At 68.8% G+C, this 16,032-nt stretch carries 19 protein-coding genes and 2 pseudogenes; 15 read left to right on the top strand and 6 right to left on the bottom strand.

Annotated elements, in window-relative coordinates:
• Positions 1 to 49: 49 nt before the first annotated feature.
• Entirely contained in the window at positions 50 to 898 is an 849-nt protein-coding gene (locus tag ACGFNP_RS03035; RefSeq protein ID WP_358341373.1) for an NAD(P)H-binding protein, read from the bottom strand.
• A gap of 125 nt (positions 899 to 1,023) precedes the next feature.
• On the opposite strand from ACGFNP_RS03035, the gene ACGFNP_RS03030 reads away from it, so the two are divergent.
• From ACGFNP_RS03030 to ACGFNP_RS02985, 10 genes are all read left to right on the top strand, one after another.
• A complete protein-coding gene (locus tag ACGFNP_RS03030; RefSeq protein ID WP_393314124.1) occupies positions 1,024 to 1,998 on the top strand; it encodes an Lrp/AsnC family transcriptional regulator in 975 nt (324 codons plus the stop codon).
• Between the two features lie 265 nt (positions 1,999 to 2,263).
• Complete coding sequence (locus tag ACGFNP_RS03025) at positions 2,264 to 2,848, top strand: recombinase family protein (protein ID WP_358341368.1); 585 nt, start codon at positions 2,264 to 2,266, stop codon at positions 2,846 to 2,848.
• Between the two features lie 524 nt (positions 2,849 to 3,372).
• Positions 3,373 to 4,035, top strand: a complete 663-nt coding sequence (locus ACGFNP_RS03020) for a DUF4097 family beta strand repeat-containing protein (protein WP_393314121.1) — start codon at positions 3,373 to 3,375, stop codon at positions 4,033 to 4,035.
• 293 nt (positions 4,036 to 4,328) lie between these two features.
• Entirely contained in the window at positions 4,329 to 4,637 is a 309-nt protein-coding gene (locus tag ACGFNP_RS03015; RefSeq protein ID WP_358341362.1) for a hypothetical protein, read from the top strand.
• A complete protein-coding gene (locus ACGFNP_RS03010; protein WP_393314116.1) occupies positions 4,523 to 5,053 on the top strand; it encodes a pyridoxal-dependent decarboxylase in 531 nt (176 codons plus the stop codon). The genes ACGFNP_RS03015 and ACGFNP_RS03010 overlap by 115 nt, the downstream gene beginning before the upstream one ends.
• 20 nt (positions 5,054 to 5,073) lie before the next feature.
• On the top strand, positions 5,074 to 5,295 hold the full coding sequence (locus ACGFNP_RS03005; RefSeq protein ID WP_393314113.1) for a hypothetical protein: 222 nt from the start codon (positions 5,074 to 5,076) through the stop codon (positions 5,293 to 5,295).
• A gap of 265 nt (positions 5,296 to 5,560) precedes the next feature.
• Positions 5,561 to 5,965: a nuclear transport factor 2 family protein gene (locus tag ACGFNP_RS03000; protein WP_358341354.1), complete on the top strand. Its 405-nt coding sequence runs from the start codon at positions 5,561 to 5,563 to the stop codon at positions 5,963 to 5,965.
• The gene (locus ACGFNP_RS02995; RefSeq protein ID WP_393314109.1) at positions 5,962 to 6,417 is read left to right on the top strand and encodes a nuclear transport factor 2 family protein; all 456 of its coding nucleotides are present in this window, start codon (positions 5,962 to 5,964) and stop codon (positions 6,415 to 6,417) included. The genes ACGFNP_RS03000 and ACGFNP_RS02995 overlap by 4 nt, the downstream gene beginning before the upstream one ends.
• On the top strand, positions 6,414 to 7,292 hold the full coding sequence (locus tag ACGFNP_RS02990; protein ID WP_358341349.1) for an alpha/beta fold hydrolase: 879 nt from the start codon (positions 6,414 to 6,416) through the stop codon (positions 7,290 to 7,292). Before ACGFNP_RS02995 ends, ACGFNP_RS02990 begins: the two co-directional genes overlap by 4 nt.
• Complete coding sequence (locus ACGFNP_RS02985; RefSeq protein ID WP_393314106.1) at positions 7,289 to 8,122, top strand: NAD(P)H-binding protein; 834 nt, start codon at positions 7,289 to 7,291, stop codon at positions 8,120 to 8,122. Before ACGFNP_RS02990 ends, ACGFNP_RS02985 begins: the two co-directional genes overlap by 4 nt.
• 272 nt (positions 8,123 to 8,394) lie before the next feature.
• Here the strand turns inward: ACGFNP_RS02985 and ACGFNP_RS02980 are convergent, their stop codons facing one another.
• The 3 genes from ACGFNP_RS02980 to ACGFNP_RS02970 all read right to left on the bottom strand — a co-directional run bounded on the left by ACGFNP_RS02980 (position 8,395) and on the right by ACGFNP_RS02970 (position 11,673).
• Positions 8,395 to 9,324, bottom strand: coding sequence for a hypothetical protein (locus ACGFNP_RS02980; protein WP_358341344.1), 930 nt, complete (start codon positions 9,322 to 9,324; stop codon positions 8,395 to 8,397).
• A gap of 438 nt (positions 9,325 to 9,762) precedes the next feature.
• Entirely contained in the window at positions 9,763 to 10,365 is a 603-nt protein-coding gene (locus tag ACGFNP_RS02975; protein WP_358341341.1) for a DsbA family protein, read from the bottom strand.
• A 558-nt stretch (positions 10,366 to 10,923) separates the two neighbouring features.
• A complete protein-coding gene (locus ACGFNP_RS02970; RefSeq protein ID WP_358341338.1) occupies positions 10,924 to 11,673 on the bottom strand; it encodes a GntR family transcriptional regulator in 750 nt (249 codons plus the stop codon).
• Between the two features lie 122 nt (positions 11,674 to 11,795).
• Between ACGFNP_RS02970 and deoC the strand changes: the two genes are divergently transcribed.
• Entirely contained in the window at positions 11,796 to 12,554 is a 759-nt protein-coding gene (gene deoC, locus ACGFNP_RS02965) for a deoxyribose-phosphate aldolase (protein WP_393314103.1), read from the top strand.
• A gap of 187 nt (positions 12,555 to 12,741) precedes the next feature.
• Here deoC and ACGFNP_RS02960 read toward each other — a convergent pair whose 3' ends face one another.
• Positions 12,742 to 13,095 carry an STAS domain-containing protein gene (locus ACGFNP_RS02960; protein WP_393314100.1) on the bottom strand — a complete coding sequence of 118 codons (354 nt, stop codon included), beginning with the start codon at positions 13,093 to 13,095 and terminating at the stop codon, positions 12,742 to 12,744.
• Between the two features lie 116 nt (positions 13,096 to 13,211).
• On the opposite strand from ACGFNP_RS02960, the pseudogene ACGFNP_RS02955 reads away from it, so the two are divergent.
• Together ACGFNP_RS02955 and ACGFNP_RS02950 are read left to right on the top strand one after the other, a co-directional pair.
• Positions 13,212 to 13,553 (top strand): annotated as a pseudogene (locus ACGFNP_RS02955) (FHA domain-containing protein); the annotation flags it as partial.
• Positions 13,554 to 13,570: 17 nt separating this feature from the next.
• Positions 13,571 to 13,693: pseudogene (locus ACGFNP_RS02950) on the top strand (FHA domain-containing protein); the annotation flags it as partial.
• Between the two features lie 138 nt (positions 13,694 to 13,831).
• Here the strand turns inward: ACGFNP_RS02950 and ACGFNP_RS02945 are convergent.
• Positions 13,832 to 14,083, bottom strand: a complete 252-nt coding sequence (locus ACGFNP_RS02945; RefSeq protein ID WP_358341332.1) for a hypothetical protein — start codon at positions 14,081 to 14,083, stop codon at positions 13,832 to 13,834.
• Positions 14,084 to 14,198: 115 nt separating this feature from the next.
• On the opposite strand from ACGFNP_RS02945, the gene ACGFNP_RS02940 reads away from it, so the two are divergent.
• Both ACGFNP_RS02940 and ACGFNP_RS02935 read left to right on the top strand, forming a co-directional pair.
• The gene (locus ACGFNP_RS02940; RefSeq protein ID WP_358341329.1) at positions 14,199 to 15,014 is read left to right on the top strand and encodes an oxidoreductase; all 816 of its coding nucleotides are present in this window, start codon (positions 14,199 to 14,201) and stop codon (positions 15,012 to 15,014) included.
• 74 nt (positions 15,015 to 15,088) lie between these two features.
• On the top strand, positions 15,089 to 16,000 hold the full coding sequence (locus ACGFNP_RS02935) for an alpha/beta hydrolase fold domain-containing protein (RefSeq protein ID WP_393314096.1): 912 nt from the start codon (positions 15,089 to 15,091) through the stop codon (positions 15,998 to 16,000).
• Positions 16,001 to 16,032: the final 32 nt, after the last annotated feature.

The following is a 16,032-nucleotide window of genomic DNA, read 5'->3' as shown; positions in this document are numbered from 1 at the left end:
AAAGGGACGGCAGGAGGTGTGTCTGTCCGGTTCGGCTTGGGGCGCTCATTCAGCGGAAGGTCTCGCGGTGGTCGCGTGCCCACTGCTGGAAGCTGCGCGGTGGTTTCCCGGTGAGGTCCGCGACGGTCGAGGTGACCAGGGTCGAGGCCGAGCGGTTCTCGGCCGCCGACAGTAGTGCGTCCACGAGGGCGGGCGGACGGCCGTCGGCCAGCATTTGCGCCCGCGCGTCCTGGACGGGGACTTCTTCGAAGCGGAGCTCGCGGCCGATCGCCGCACCGATCGCCTGGACCTGTTCGGGGCGGCTGATCGTCTGGGGCCCGGTCAGCCGGTAGGTCGCGCCCAGGTGAGTGTCGTCGGTGAGCGTGCGGGCGGCGACGGCCGCGATGTCACGCGGGTCGATGACCGCCGTCGCCGCGGTCAGCGGGCCACGGACGACCCCGGTGGTTCGGATCTGCTCGGCCCAGCTCAGGGTGTTGCTGGCGATGGTGTCCCCACGCAGTATGGTCCGTGGCAGGCCAGACCCCTCAATCAGGCGTTCCATGCCGGCGTGCAGTTTGAAGATGGGGTCGCCGCGTTCCTCGGGGCGGCCGTCCACGCCGATCGACGACAGGTAAACCAGGCGCTGGGCGTGCCGGGCGATCGCTTCAAGCACAGCGGGCGCGCCTTGGGTGGTGAGGAACGGCCACACCAGGAAGACCGTCTTGATCCCGGTCAGTGCCTCGGTCAGTCCTTCTGGGGCGTCGAGGCTTCCGGTCGCGACGCTGATGCCGTGGGGCACTCGGGTGGCTGTGGCCTCGCTCGGAAGCACCAGGGCGCGGACATCGGCCGTGCCCGTCGCGTGGAGTTGGGAGAGCACATGTCGCCCCACGTTTCCCGTGGCCCCGATCACCAGAATCATTGCCTCATCCCTTTCGGAGGTCTCATTTTCCGACGATCGTGCGATCTGGTGGGCCTTATGGCGACTCAGAAGCGGCCGGACGAGCCGAATTCGACACTGAATAGTCTGTGACAGTGGAAACCGACATGGCGGACGAGCTTGACCGACGGCTGATCCACGCGCTCCAGCTCGACGCGCGCGCTTCGTTCAGCCGCATCGCTGAGGTTCTGGGCGTCTCGGACCAGACGGTCGCGCGTCGCTACCGGCGGTTGCGTTCGGCCGATCTGCTGCGGGTCGTGGCGGTGCCGCCCGCCAACTTCTACGGGCACGGGCGCTGGATGCTGCGGCTGCGCTGTGTCCCGGGGGCGGCCGACGCGATCGCCTCCGCGCTGGCCCGCCGTCCCGATACGGCGTGGGTGCAATTGGTCTCAGGGGGCACCGAGGTGCAGTGCATCATCCGCGCCCGGGTTCCCGGTGAGAGCGAGCAGCTTCTTCTGGAACGTCTGCCCCGCCATGGGCGGGTGGTGGACATCACCGCCTACTCGCTGCTGCACACCTTCTATGGCTCACCCGGACGCGTTCGGCTGCTCAACGCCCTCACGCCGGAGGAGGCAGGCCGACTCGGCCCGGGGCCCGACGCGGTGACGGGCGCCGACCTGCCGCACTGCGATGCCGATGACCTACGCCTGCTGAACGTCCTCGCCCGCGACGCCCGTACGGGACTGGCCCATCTTGCGGCCGCCACCGGCTGGTCGCAGTCGACCGTGCGGCGGCGGATGGACGAGCTCCGAGCCAGCGGCGCGCTCCACTTCTACGCCGAGTTCGATCTCACCTACCTCGGCTACCGCGCGGGCACGCGGCTGTGGGCCTCGGCCCCGCCCGCCGAGCTGGCCGCCGCCGGGGAGGCCCTGGCCTCTCATCCCGAAATAGTCTTCGCCGCCGCCACCACCGGGCCCACCAACCTGGTCGCCACGGTGATCTGCACCGACGCGCACGACGTGTACCGGTACCTCACCGAACGCGTCGCGGCCCTGCCCGCCATCACCCATGTGGAGACGACCCCGGTCATCCAGACCCGTAAACGCGTCGGCCGCCTCCTGCAGGCGGCCCTCGACGGGTGAATCTTACGATCGCCTCGGCGCACGCGGTCAAAGGTGTCTTGTTGTGGCGCGGGGCTCAGGGGTTGGTAAGAGCCGGGACACCGGCGCCTAATAGTTGATCTTGACGGTTCGCGGGTCGGTGGTCAGAAGTCTGTGCTGGTGTCCCGTAAGGGGATCCTCAACCGGAACACCCGCCAGCCGAGACAGCGCCCCAGGTCACTGTGTTCCGTATAGGTGTTCCGCGAACTGTTCCGGTGAAGACCCCCTATCCGGAACACTCGAGCGCGTGAACGGAATCCGTGTCGGCTACGCCCGTTGCTCGACCGACGAGCAAGACGTGATCATCCAGACCGAGCAGCTCCTGGCCCTCGGCGTCCCCGAGGAGCGGATCTACATCGACCGCGGCTTCTCCGGCACCACCCGCCGCAACCGGAACGGCCTCGACCAGGCCCTCGCCGCCGTGTGGGACGGCAGCGTTTTCACCGTGACCAAGTTCGACAGGTTCGCCCGCAACATGGCCGAGGCCAACCAGATCCTCACCGACCTGTCCGGACGCGGCGTCCTGTTCGGCCTCGGCGCATCCGTCTACGACTGGAACGACCCGTTCGGCCGGCTGTTTCTGCAGACCCTCGCCATGGTCGCCGAGTTCGAGGCCAACCTCGGGCACATGCGCACCCGCGAGGGCATGGCCCTGGCAAAGAAGAACGGCAAGCTCAAGGGCAAGCAACCCAAACTGCCCGAACCCGCCCGGCGCTCCATCCGCCGCCGCTACGCCGAAGGCGAGGTATCCCTGGCCGACCTGGCCACCGAGTACAGCGTCGGACGCTCCACCATCCACCGCATCATCCACAGGCCAGAAACCTCCAGATAGAGCGATCACACGCCAAAGCCGGACGTCACACTTCACCCAAGATCATTCTCACCGCTAACGGCTGTTCCTCGGTTCCTCAACCCCGGTTGAGGCGTCATTCCCCGCCCGTGGCTGTCGGGGCGCTGGAGAACGATGATCCGCCCGCCGCCGCGGGGCGCCTCACACTGACGATCCCATTCTTCCGAGGCCTCCCGTGCTGGACGCGCACGGGAGGCCCTCGCCATGCCGAAGTATCCGGACCTGCCCCAGGAGCTCCCCAGCATCATCGCGGCATGGCGAAGAAGAAGACGGCGTGGGGTCGGTACGTGGTGCCGGTAATGGTCGGCCACCCCGACACCACTGGCGAGGGCCAGGCGCCGACCTTGCCCTGAACGCAAGAGGCCCGACCGGGCTGGACCCCCGGCCGGGCCCGGCTGGCCACCTCCGCCCGTATGTCAGCGGCGGCGTCAGGGCGGCGACGGCTCGGTATCAGAGCGGTCGGCGATCGTAGGGGCATCGAAAGAACGCCGCACAAGGAGCACACGATGCAGAAGTTCGACACCCCCGCCCCGATCGCCGCCGTCCTGCACATCCCCGCGGGACGCGTCCAGTTCATCGCCGCCGACCAGGCCGACACCACGGTCGAGGTCCAGCCCACGAACACCTCCAAGAGCCGTGACGTGAAGGCGGCCGAGGAGACCACGGTCGCCTACGCCGACGGCGTCCTGCGGATCGAGACCTCGGTGAAGAACCAGTACCTCGGCCCGTCCGGATCCATCGACGTGACCGTCAAGCTGCCCGCCGGCTCCCACATCGAGGCCAAGACGGCCAGCGCCGAACTCCGGACCGTCGGCCGCCTCGGCGACATCGCCTTCGAAGGCGCGTACCGCCAGATCAAGCTCGACGAGACCGCAAGCCTGCGCCTGACCGCGACCGACGGCGACGTCGAGGTCGGCCGCCTGGCCGGCCCCGCGGAGATCAGCACCGCACGGGGCGACATCCGCATCGCCGAGGCCACCGGCGGCAAGGTCGTGCTCCGCACCCAATCCGGCGACATCGCGATCGCCGCCGCCACCGGGGTCTCGGCCGCCCTGGACGCCGGCACCAGCTACGGCCGCATCACCAACGCCCTCAAGAACAACGGCACCGCCGAACTCGACATCCACGCCACCACCTCCAACGGCGACATCACCGCCCGCAGCCTGTGACCCGCAACCTCCCAAGGAGAGGCAGACCAAGCCCGGTCACGACGAACGGCCCCGGTCCATCCATGCGGACCGGGGCCGTTCCAGGCCCTCCACTCGGGTTCGTGGTCCGGAGAACCCAGGGAAACCGAACGGTCACCACACCGGTAGAGAGTCACCCTCACAAAGATCACTACATTGAGTAGTTGGAAATTCGCTCTTTGTAGTTCCCTGTGAGAGGATCGGCATGTCCCACCCCCCCACGGCGCCACTCCCTGATCAGTACCGCCCTCACCAGCACGGCCCTACTGGCCAGCATGACCCTGATGGCCGCCACCCCCGATCTCGCTGCCGCGAGCCCTGTCCAGAACACGCTCAAGACGGCGGCACAGCGCGCGGAGGGACCGCTGCTGGCCGACGCGGTCGCCATGCTGCCGGTGGCCACCGAGCGGCGCGAGGGCTACCAGCGCACCTCGTTCCGGCACTGGGCCTGCTCGGCCTCGGGACGGACGTGGTGGAGCCGGTGCCGGCCGGACCGAACGGCCATCGACCTCGAAGCACTGCAGGCGGTGCTCCGGGCCGGCTCCCCGCCCCCACCATCATCTGCCTCCAGGCCAGCAACCTGAGCACCGGCGCCTGCGACCGGCTGCGGCAGGCATGCGAGCTGGTCCACCGGCACGGCGGATGGGCGCACGTGGACGGAGCGTTCGGATTGTGGGCGGTGGCGAACCCCGCGACCTGGCATCTGGTGGACGGGCTGGAGCTGGCGGACTCGTGGGCCTGTGATAGTCACAAATGGCTGAACCTACCTTATGACTCAGGCTTCGCGTTCTGCGCCCGCCCCGACGTGCACGCGGCGGTGATGTCCTACACCGCCGCGTACCTGGTCGGTTCCGGCAGGCGCGGACCTCACCGCCGAGTCCTCGCGCCGGGCCCGCGGGTTCGCCGTGTGGGCCGGGCTGCGGGAGCTGGGGCGCGACGGGGGTCGCGGCCCTGGTCGATCGTTGTTGCGCACTGGCCCGCCGGTTCGCCGATGGTCTGACCGCGGCTGGGTTCGAGGTGGTGAACGAGGTCGTACTCAACCAGGTGCTGGCCAGCTTCGGCGACGACACGCGCACCGACCAGGTGGTGACGGCGGTGCAGGCGGACGGCACCTGCTGGGCGGGCACGACCTGGCGAGGGCGGCGGCTGATGCGGATCTCAGCGTCGAACGATTACACGGCCGAGACGGACGTGGACCAGTCGATCGCCGCAATCATCCGCCTCGTCCCCCGGCCACCGTGACTCAACGCCCTCACCGTGCAGGCATCACCTCACCGAAGAAGGACGAAAGGGCCATGGCCCAGGCTGAGGAAAGCGTTCACACGTCACGGACACCTCGATTCGAACTGGACGATCGCCCGCCGGTCCAGCCCGCGCCCCCGGAGACAGCACGCTCGCTCGACGTTTCCGTGCGCAAGTTCCGCGCCCAACGTCGCAGTTTCCTGCAGCCCTGCCTGCAACTTCTCCGTCTCCCGCGCCCGCAGCGACGACCGACATGCTGGGCCGCATGGATCGATTCGACATCCTCGACACCTGCACCCGGATGGCCTGGTACGCCGATCAGCGGGAGTGGAGCAGGCTCGCTGAGGTGTTCGCCGACAAGGTGAGGCTGGACTACACCAGCCTCAACGGAGGCGAACCCATCACCCTCACCCCGGCGCAGATCATCGAGGGCTGGCAGGGCGCGCTCGGCGCCTACGTGGCCACGCAGCACCTGATCGGCAACCACCTGGCCACCATCAACGGCGACACCGCGGTGTGCACCGCCTCCTTCCAGGCCACCCACCGCAAGACCGACGACACCCTGTGGACGCTGGGCGGCACCTACCGCTTCGACCTGACACGCACCGGCGACGGCTGGCGAATCACCGAAGTGCTGATGACCGCAGCCTGGAGCGACGGCACCCGATGAGGATACCCACCATCGTGGGTGTGGCGGCGGCCGTGCTGGTCGTCGGCGGGGTGGTGGCCGTGACCGGCAGCGATTTCCTGCGCGCGGTCGCCACCGACGCCGTCCAGCCGCTGCCCTCGCCGACCGCCTCCCGCGGGCCGCTGGACCCGGCGGCGCAGCGCTACCTGGACGCCGTGGCGGCCAAGGACGCCGACGTTCTGGCCGCCGCCTTCGCGCCCGACGGCCTCGTCATCGACGTCGGGCGCGAGATCCGCGGCCGGGACGCCATCCGGCGGTGGGCCGCCGACGAGGTCATCGGCGGCGTCTACACGCTGCTGAACCACACCCCGCGCACCGGCGGGGTCACCATGCTGGTCCGCTTCCAGCCCGGCGGAGCGGGCGGCTTCCGCGCCAACTACCACTTCGACATCACCAACGGTTTGATCACCAAGGCCACTTTGGAGTATGCGTGAACAAGGTCACCTTCGACAGCGACGGCGTCACCCTGACCGGCAATTTGTACCTGCCCCAGGGCGTGGAGCGGGCCCCGGGCGTGGTGGTCGCGGGCACCTGGACCAGCGTCAAGGAGCTGATGGCCGACCGCTATGCCCAGCGCCTGGCCGAACGCGGCTACGCGGCGCTCTCCTTCGACTTCACCGGCTTCGGCGAGTCGGGCGGCGAGCCGCGCGACGTGGAGGAGCCGGCCCGCAAGGTCCTCGACATCCACCACGCGGTCGCCTTTCTGGCCACCCACCCGGCCGTCGACGCCGACCGGCTGGGCGCGCTGGGCATCTGCGCGGCCGCGATGTACATGGCCGGCAACGCCGCCCACGACCCCCTCGTCACGTCCCTGGCCCTGGTGGCGCCGTGGCTGCACGACGCCGCCATCTGCGAGCAGGCGTACGGCGGCGCCGAGGCGATCGCCGAGAAGATCAAGATCGGGCGGGAGGCCCGGTCCCGGTACGACGAGACCGGCGAGATCGACTACGTGCCGGTCGTCAGCGCCACCGACCCGCGCGCGGCCATGCCGTACGACATCGACTTCTACCTCAACCCCGAGCGCGGCGGCATCCCCGCCTGGCCCAACCGCTTCGCGGTGATGTCCTGGCCGGACTGGCTCACCTACGACTCCATCGTCCTCGCGCCGCAGATCACCCAGCCCACCCTGCTCGTGCACAGCGAGGACGCCGCCATCCCCGATGGGGCACGGCGTTTCCACGCCGGGCTGGCCGGGCCCAAGGACATCCACTGGACCCAGGGCACCCAGTTCGACTTCTACGACCAGGAGCCACAGGTGACCGTGTCGGTCGACGCCGTCGTCGCCCACTTCGGCAGGACGCTGCGATGATCCTCGTCAGCGGAGCCACCGGCAACGTCGGCGGCGAGGTCGTCCAGGCTCTGGTGCACGCCGGAGAACCCGCGCGCGTGCTGGTACGCGAACCCGCCGACCTGCCGGTGGAGCAGGCCGTCGGCGACCTGAACGAGCCGAGCTCGATCGGCGCCGCGCTCGACGGGGTGCGCAGCGTGTTCCTGCTGCCCGGCTACCGGAACATGACGGGCCTGCTCGCCCGGATACGGCGGGCCGGAGTGGAACGGGTCGTGCTGCTGTCCAGCCTGGCCAGCGTCGCCACCGACACGCGCAACGCCGTCTCGCAGTACATGATCCGTTCGGAGACGGCCGTGCGCGAATCCGGGCTGGCCTGGACGGTCCTGCGGCCCAATGCGTTCATGTCCAACGCGCTGCGCTGGCTGCCGCAGTTGCAGGCCGGGGATGTCATCAGGGATGCGTTCGGCGAGGTGCCGATCGCCTCGGTCGACCCATACGACATCGCGGCCGTGGCCGTCCGCGCCCTGCTGGATCCCAACCACGAGGGACGGATGTACCCGCTCAGCGGGCCGGAACGGCTCCTGCCCGCCCAGCGGCTGGCCGTCCTGGCCGAGGTTCTCGACCGTGATCTGCGCTTCCACGCGCTGTCGGACGCGGAAGCCCGGGCCGACATGGCCGGAAAGATCCCCGAAGAGTACATCCAAGCGTTCTTCAGCTTCTACAGCGACGGCACGCTCGACGAATCCCAGATCTATCCGACGGTGGAGCAGGTGACCGGAACGCCACCACGGACCTTCCAGCAGTGGGCCATCGCCCACCGAGCTGCCTTCACCGCGCGGACGGACCCTTGAGCTGCCGGCTGAGCGGGCAGATCAGGGCATGATCGTCCTCTCGGGCTCCCCCACACCGTGCCGAGTTCCGGGCACTGGGCTCGGATTGGCGCTTCCGCCTGGTTCGACGCAGCCGGGCTCGGTCGGTGTACGGACGGATGTTCTCGTCGTCGGGCAGTAGCTGGACCGCGTCAGCGGTCACCGCTCGCAGGTGGTCACGGTCGGTTCGGTGCACACCGCGTGTACCGGGGACAGCAGACGAGGAGCATGATTCTGCGTGCCCGCCAGGGGCGTCACAACCAGCCGCGGTCCCTGGCCAGCAGAGCGGCCTGGAAGCGGGTGCTCGCACCGAGGCGGGCCATCAGATCGGCGACGTGGGCACGGAACTTGCGGACCGAGACGTTGATCGAGCGGGCTGCGGCCTCGTCGGTGTCATGGCTGGTCAGCGCATGCAGGACCCGCTGTTCGACAGGGGACAGCGGCAGGTCGTCCAGGTCACGGGCGCGTGCCCACATGCCCTCGAAGACCTCCGCCAGCATCGCCACCGCGCCAGGTTGGCGGATCTGCAGCGCGCCTGCCTTCGGGTCAGCGGGATCGGCCTGGACGAACGCGACCGACCGGTTGACGACGGCCAGGTGCCGGAACGGCTCGGTGGTGACCCGGTGCAGGTCCCCCAGCGTGTGCCAGAACCGCGCGTACGGCTCCTGCTCGGGGTCCTCCAGGGCCTGCGCTGAGAACAGGGTGCGGCTGCGAAGACCGGCGGCCAGGAAGCCTTTGAACGGAGCGGCGGCGTACTCGGTCCCGCGGTACAGTGCCCGTTCCTTCATGTGCACGAACTCACCCGGATCGTCGCCCAGCATCGCATACATGCGCCGGGTCACGGTCGGCCCGTCCGTCAGGTGCTCGACCATCTGCACATGCCGGCCGCTGCGATGCTCCTCGGTCAGTTCCTTGAGCACGTCCCAGGCGACGGTCAGCTCGGTGAGCTGCCGCTGGGTCTGCTCCACCCGCCGCCGCACCAGCAGGTCCACGGCGGCGGTCGGGGTCACCACGGTCAGCGCCTCGTCCACCAGTCTCAGCGCGCGCAGCTCGGCGGCCACGCCGCGCCCGTCGGCCATGCCGAGCTCCACGCCGGCCGCATCCAGGTTGGCATGCGGTTTGCGCAGCAGGTAGCGGTAGAGGCGTTCCTGCTCTGTGGTCAGCCCGAGGCTGGCCAGGCTCATCATCACTCCTAGGTTTCGTGCTCAGCCCAGCAGCAGCTGCTGCTTCCCAGCGGGTTGGCGATACGCGTCGCCGCCGGCGGAGCCGTGCCTCCGGAGAACCTATGAGGACGGCGATCCCGCTTAAGGATCCGGTCGGGGGTGTTGACCGTGGCTTCTGGTTCCGACGCCCGGCATCGGAAGCTGCGGATTGAGCGCACCTGGCCTTGGGCGCCCAGGCGTTCGTCCTCGCCTGCCAGCGCCTTACCTGTCTACCGGCCCTCGCCTCGAGGATCAGACGGGGACACTCCCCAGGCCCGTGGAACCTGGTGCACAACAATCGACCCGCGGCACCGACATGCCGACGCTCACGGTGAAGTACAGGGCCGACGTCGCGAAGAACGTGCCGTCGCCGATGGAGCTGCTCAACTCGGCGAGCCCGAGCGTGCGCTCGGAGGCTCATCAGTCCACTTGTGGTGAACGGGTACGACCGCGCTTGAGCTCGAAGAACCCGTCGGTCGCCGCAGTAAGGAGGATTCCGTCCCACAGCCGTCCCGCCGCCTCGCCGCGGGGCGCCGGGGTTACCACCGGCCCGAAGAAGGCGTTCACCGACCCGTCTGGGGTGGGGACGTGGATCACAGGTGTGCCGAGGTTCTCCCCGACAGGGTCCAGGCCCGCGCGGTGACTGGCGAGGAGCGCCTCGTCGTACTCTGCGGAGTCGGCGGCATCCGCCAGCCGTTCGGGCAGTCCCACCGCGACCAGCGCCTTCGTGAAGAGCTCCCGGCCGATAGGCATCTTGGCGTGATGCATCAAGTTGCCGAGTGCCGTGTAGAGGTCACGGAGCACGCCGTTGCCAAAGGCCTGCTCAGCTGCGATCGCAACCCGCACAGGAGCGCGGGTGTCACCCAGCCACTCCCGATACCAGTCCTCCAGATCATCGCGACGCTCGTTCAGAATGGCCAAGCTCATCACATGGAACCGGGCCTGAACGTCGCGAACCTGCTCCACCTCGAGCAGCCAGCGAGAGGCGTTCCACGCCCAAGGGCATTTCGGGTCGAACCACATGTCTATCTGCACAGCGGCATTCAATCTCAGCGCATGGACCCTACAGAAGAGCCGATTCCTGGCAATCTGATTGGGCCAACCGCCACGCCCGCCGGTGCGCGACCACAGAGCTTGCCAGGCCCAGTCAGCCCGTGTCCCCGAGATACTCATCCACGCGGTGGCGGAACCCGGGCAGTTGCTGGCCTCGGCCGCGGTGTCCCGCTCGACTGTTCTGAATCACGACAAGAGCGTGGCCGAAACAGCGACATAAACCGTGGCACGTCACAGGTTCGCGCCGCGCAGGTCCTGGCCCGGGCCGATCGTAGGCACGGAGGGAAAGCTGGCGGTCAGCGTGCAGACGGGCGCCAGGCGTGCCGGCGGCGAGGAGGACCCGAGCCCACCAGGGCGAGACGGTCACCCGCAGCCAGGGGCGGCGCGGCTGGGCTGCCCGCGCCAGGCGGCCGAGCAGGGTAAGCAACAGTTCTTGAGTTGAGGGCGCGATGGTTATCTGGGGTTGTCAAGCGAACCTGCTGGTCAGACGCTTGAAGGCCTGTTAGTCACGTCAGACACCTCAGGCGCCTAACGTGTGTCGGCCCGGTGCGAGGGGTGGCCGGGCGCGGAGACGAAGAAGTCGACCTTGAGCGCGTAGCGGTGCGCCACGTAGGAGCTGATCGTGTATTCGAGAGGGTTCCCATCCTGGTCGATGATGGAGCGCGTCTCGACGAGCATCGGCGTGGTGGGGTCAACGTCGAGTTCCGGTGCATCGTCGTCGGCTGTGCGCGCCGTGAGGACGGAGGAGCCGAGGGTCGGGTGCAGTCCTGTGCGGCGGAGGGTCTGGTGCAGTGATCCGGTCTCCAGGTCTGCGGTGAGCAGCGCGTCGAGGGTGGCGGGGAACGTGGCGTGTTCGATGGCCACGGGCAGGTCGTTGAAGAGCCGGACGCGGCTGATGGCGACCACGGACGCGGGCTGCGTGGTGAGGGCCGGGTAGAGGGCGGCCATCTCCTGGTGGGAGGCAGGGCGCACGGCGGCCTCCAGGACCCGGGAACGCGGTGTCTTGCCAAGGGCGAGGGCCTGGTCATGGAAGCTCAGCAGGGTGCCGACCGGCCGGGCGGCGGCGGCCTGCCGCACGAAGCTGCCTCGCCCGGGGACCCGCTCCAGCAGGCCGTCGCGCTCCAGTCGGACCAGAGCGGCGCGCGCCGTCATCCGGGAGACACCGAACTCCTGCGCCAGCCGCGATTCGGAGGGGAACGGATCGCCGTCGCCGGCGCCTTCGAGGCGCCGGCGCAGCTGCTTCTCGATGCGCTCGTACAGCGGTTGCGACGCGGCCATGGCGGGTGTGCTCCTCCTCAGTCGGATGGTGTCGGCTCCCAGTGTGACGCCAGTCGACACCGTCACTCAGATCTGTATAGGCTGTATATACAGCTTACTCGGGCGACCCGAAGGAGAGCATCATGTCCGTGGCCTCGATCGACGTCCCGCGCTGGGACGGCCACCTGCCCTCACGCGAGCAGGTGGCGAAGATGATCGACCACTCGCTGCTGCGGCCCGAACTGACTCCGGCCGAGGTCGAGGACGGCCTGGCAATTGCCCTGAAGTACCGCACGGCGTCGGTGTGCGTGCGGCCCGCCGACGTGGCGGCTGCGGCCGCCGCGCTGCGCGGTAGCCAGGTTCGCGTCGGCACGGTCGTCGGCTTTCCGCACGGCAGCAGCACCACGCAGGCGAAGGTCTTCGAGAGCACCGAACTGATCTCCCTGGGGGCGGAAGAGATTGACATGGTGATCAACATCGGCCGCCTGCGCGGCGGCGACGTCGCGTTCGTCCAGAACGAGATCGCCGCCGTCATCCAGGCCGCCGAGGGCCTGTCCGTCAAAGTGATCTTCGAGAACGCTTACCTGACCGACCAGGACAAGACCGCCGGGTACAAGGCCGCCGAGACCGCGGGCGCAGCCTTCATCAAGACCAGCACCGGGTTCGCCCGCGGCGGTGCGACGGCCGCCGACATCGCCCTGATGCGCCGCACCGTGTCCTCGAACGTGCAGGTCAAAGCCGCCGGAGGCGTTCGCACCCTGGACGCGCTCCTGCACCTGCACCAGCTCGGCGCCACCCGCTTCGGAGCCACAGCCACCGCGGCGATCCTCGACGACCTGGAAAGCCGCCGCAACGGCAACCTGCCCACCGCGAGCGCCGCCGAACTGACGGCGGGCTACTGAGTGGGAAGCATCGTGGAGGGCGTAGCGCCCCCCGACCCGCGTGGTTAGGCGGCTGCGAGGTCGAGGCGGGTGTCCATGTCCAGGCAGTGCTGTCCGTCTCATCGCCAACGGCTGTTCCTGCGTGAGTAACGATCCATACCTGGCGGCTGGGGACACCTTCGGGAGCGGAGCCCCGGCCTGGAGTGGTTCAGTGTGCCCGCAGCGCTGCGAGGATGGCCTGTTCCACGTTGTGATGCACGGTCAGGATGAGTCTGGCTCCGGTGTCGTTCAGCAGCCGGGCGGGTGCCTGCTGAAGGGACGCCAGGTGCAGGTCGCCTCCGTGCCGGCGGAGCAGGGCCCGGACATTGAGCAGCACACGCAGGCCTGAACGGCCTACATGCGGTACCTCGCTCAGATCGAGCACCAAGTGATCGCCTGGCTGCCGCCGCGCCCGGCTGACGAAGGCGTCCAGCTGGTCGACGTTGGCGGCGTTCAGGTCTCCGGCCATCGAGATCACGGTGACGCCGGGCACGTGCTGGCAGGCGAACGTCAGCGGGGTCATCGCGGCTCCCCGGCAGCGGGTGGACCGTCTGGCAGGACGGGAACAGGTGAGAGCGGCCATGAGATCAGTCCTGCGCGCGCGTCAGATATCTCGTGATGGCCAGGGCGAGGCCGACGAAGCCGGCGAGCGATCTGCCACCATCGAGGTCCAATGCCTTCAACGGGCGGCCCAGGCTGCTCGTGTCCACTCAGGACGACCCGCAGGGCGACCGCTCCTACGAGCTCACCACTCCGGTGACCTTGCTGGGCAGGGGCACCGACTGCGACCTTCGTCTTGTCGACCCCGGCGTGTCACGTCACCACGCGGAGTTGCGCGTCGAGGGTCAAAACGTCGCTCTCGTCGATCTCGGATCGACGAACGGCACGTTCGTCCACGGCCAGCCGGTACGCAGGGTCGAGCTCCAAAACGGCACGCGAGTGACGCTTGGACGTACGACTCTGGTGTTCCGGCGCGATTAGGGGCGGACAAACGGTCCATGTCCGAGCTCACGCTGCTGCTGATCCGGCTCGCATTCCTGGCGGTGCTGTGGTTCTTCGTCATTGCCGCAGTCGGCGTGATCCGGACTGACTTGTTCGGATCACGTACGGCACCCGCACGTAAAGGCATCTAGCCTGCCAAACCGGCCGCCAAGCCGAAGAGTAAGAAGGGCGCCGATCTCCAACACGCGGCCTCCGGGGAGCTCCAGCATGCGCACCACCAGTGACGGCAGGGTGGCCAAGGATGTGGGCCAGCCCGTCTACTGCGTGGTGGCAGCGGCGGCGCCCAGTCCGTCGATCTGGGTCACCAGGGTCTTGTCGGCATACGCCAGGTGCAGCCAGTTCTCCTCGCCGAGGTCGCTGCGGGAGACCGGCTCCCACAGCAGGTCGTGGTTCTGCCAGTAGAGGTGACTGCCGAGGAACACCTCGCGGGGGGACGGCTGTCGGCGGGCGCCGCTGCTGGCTTGTATCGGTGGCCTGCCGCCTTCGGCGCCCTCTTTCCCCTCCCGCACCAAGCCGCAGGTTCCCGGCGATCGCCGGAGTCGCTCCTTGCCATCCGCCCGGTCCCCTAATAATATTACGACCGTAAGCTAAACGATCGAAATTTAATGATGCAGGGAGTCTGTGATGGCGACACATCGGCCGGTAGCACTCGTGACGGGGGCGTCATCGGGGATCGGTAACACAACCGCTCGCGCCTTCGCCACAGCCGGGTTCGAGGTGATCGGAACCGGACGGAACACCTCGGGACTCACCCCGCCCGCCGGTGTGACCTTCCTCGACCTCGACGTGACCAGTGACGAATCCGTCACCGCCGCCGTCCAGGAAGTGATCGAACGGTTCGGACGGATCGACGTCCTCGTCAACAACGCCGGTCTGGGCTCGGCCGGCGCCGCCGAGGAGAACTCCGTCGCCCAGGCACAGAGGCTCTTCGACCTCAACTTCTTCGGTCTCGTCCGCATGACGAAGGCCGTCCTGCCGCACATGCGCGCCCAGGGCCGTGGACGCATCGTCAACCTCTCGTCCGTCCTCGGCGTCATCCCGCAGCCCTACATGGCCCTCTACGTCGCCGCGAAGCACGCCATCGAGGGCTACTCCGAGTCACTGGACCACGAAGTCCGCGAGCACGGCGTCCGCGTCCTGCTCGTCGAGCCCGGCTACACCCGGACCGCCTTCGACGCCAATGCCGCGCAGCCCGACACCCCGCTGCCGCTGTATGCGGAGCGGCGGCGTGTCTTCGACGAAGTGGTCGCTGAGGCGATGAAGACCGGCGACGACCCCGCCGTCGTCGCCAAGGAGATCGTCACGGCGGCCACCGCCCCGAAGCCGAAGCTGCGCTACACCGCTGGACCGCTCGCCTCACGCATCACCACCGCGCGACGCCTGGTCCCCGCCGGGATCTTCGACAAGCAGATCCGCAGATTCAACCGCATGCCCGGCTGACATCGCACCCGGCCCATCGGCCTGCACTGCGCGCGAGAAGTGCACTCACCTCCGACCTGAACAGGAGCATCACCATGGGAATCAGTACGCAAGCACAGCAGTTCGCGCAGTTCCTCGAGAGCGTGCGCGCGAAGGCGTCGACACCGGGCCTCGATCTGGCCGTCGTCCGCGACATCGTCGACACACATGCTTCGGCATCGACCGAGCCGGAAGGCGTCACCTACGCCGACGTGGACGCCGACGGCGTCCCCGCCCTGTGGGCCATCCCCGAGGGCGCCGACCCCGACAAGGCCCTGCTCCACTTCCACTTCGGCGGATCGGTCGCCGCCTCCATCGCATCGGACCGCAAGGCCGCCGGCCACATCGCCAAGGCGGCCGGAGCCCGCTCACTCGTCGTGGGCTTCCGCCTGGCGCCCGAGCACCCCCACCCGGCGCAGATCGACGACGCCGAGACCGCCTACCGCTGGCTGCTCACGCAGGGCTACGAGCCGCGGAACATCGGCAGCACCGGCCACTCCATCGGAGGCACCCTCGCGGTCATGCTGCCACTGCGCCTGCTCGCCAAGGGCGAGGCGACCCCCGGGGCGATCATCAGCATCTCACCGTGGACCGACCTCACCATCAGCAACCCGAAGGTGGACGAGAACGAGGAACACGACAAGATGCTCAGCCGGGACATCCTCGAGCAGTTCCGAGCAGCTTGGCTGCAGGACTCCGGCGTGGACTTCACCGACCCCGACATCAGCATCCTGAACGCCGACCTGACCGGCCTGCCGCCCACGGCCCTCCACTACGGCGAGCACGAGACGCTTGCCGGCGAGGGCGCCGACTTCGGCCGCCGACTCGCCGACTTCAAGATCCTCTCCGAGGTCCGCCCGCTGCCCGAGGGCCAGCACTCGTTCATCCTGGGCGCGGGGCGCGTGCCCGAGGTGGACCGGGCGATCGAGCAGATGGGTCAGTGGCTCCGCCGGCACCTCGGCAGCTGATGCGCAAGTCGCCCGGACATGCGCATCGTCCG

Source organism: Nonomuraea sp. NPDC049269 (assembly GCF_043197155.1).
Lineage (GTDB): Bacteria > Actinomycetota > Actinomycetes > Streptosporangiales > Streptosporangiaceae > Nonomuraea.
Note: the sequence above shows the minus strand (reverse complement) of the source record. Positions and strands in the feature narration are given on the sequence as shown.

Bases quoted from the DNA above. Each gene is read 5' to 3' on its own strand.
- ACGFNP_RS03035 (WP_358341373.1), bottom strand. From the start codon at position 898: ATGATTCTGGTGATCGGGGCCACGGGAAACGTGGGGCGACATGTGCTC.
- ACGFNP_RS03030 (WP_393314124.1), top strand. From the start codon at position 1,024: ATGGCGGACGAGCTTGACCGACGGCTGATCCACGCGCTCCAGCTCGAC.
- ACGFNP_RS03020 (WP_393314121.1), top strand. From the start codon at position 3,373: ATGCAGAAGTTCGACACCCCCGCCCCGATCGCCGCCGTCCTGCACATC.
- ACGFNP_RS03015 (WP_358341362.1), top strand. From the start codon at position 4,329: ATGACCCTGATGGCCGCCACCCCCGATCTCGCTGCCGCGAGCCCTGTC.
- ACGFNP_RS03000 (WP_358341354.1), top strand. From the start codon at position 5,561: ATGGATCGATTCGACATCCTCGACACCTGCACCCGGATGGCCTGGTAC.
- ACGFNP_RS02995 (WP_393314109.1), top strand. From the start codon at position 5,962: ATGAGGATACCCACCATCGTGGGTGTGGCGGCGGCCGTGCTGGTCGTC.
- ACGFNP_RS02985 (WP_393314106.1), top strand. From the start codon at position 7,289: ATGATCCTCGTCAGCGGAGCCACCGGCAACGTCGGCGGCGAGGTCGTC.
- ACGFNP_RS02980 (WP_358341344.1), bottom strand. From the start codon at position 9,324: ATGAGCCTGGCCAGCCTCGGGCTGACCACAGAGCAGGAACGCCTCTAC.
- ACGFNP_RS02975 (WP_358341341.1), bottom strand. From the start codon at position 10,365: ATGTGGTTCGACCCGAAATGCCCTTGGGCGTGGAACGCCTCTCGCTGG.
- ACGFNP_RS02970 (WP_358341338.1), bottom strand. From the start codon at position 11,673: ATGGCCGCGTCGCAACCGCTGTACGAGCGCATCGAGAAGCAGCTGCGC.
- deoC (WP_393314103.1), top strand. From the start codon at position 11,796: ATGTCCGTGGCCTCGATCGACGTCCCGCGCTGGGACGGCCACCTGCCC.
- ACGFNP_RS02960 (WP_393314100.1), bottom strand. From the start codon at position 13,095: ATGACCCCGCTGACGTTCGCCTGCCAGCACGTGCCCGGCGTCACCGTG.
- ACGFNP_RS02940 (WP_358341329.1), top strand. From the start codon at position 14,199: ATGGCGACACATCGGCCGGTAGCACTCGTGACGGGGGCGTCATCGGGG.
- ACGFNP_RS02935 (WP_393314096.1), top strand. From the start codon at position 15,089: ATGGGAATCAGTACGCAAGCACAGCAGTTCGCGCAGTTCCTCGAGAGC.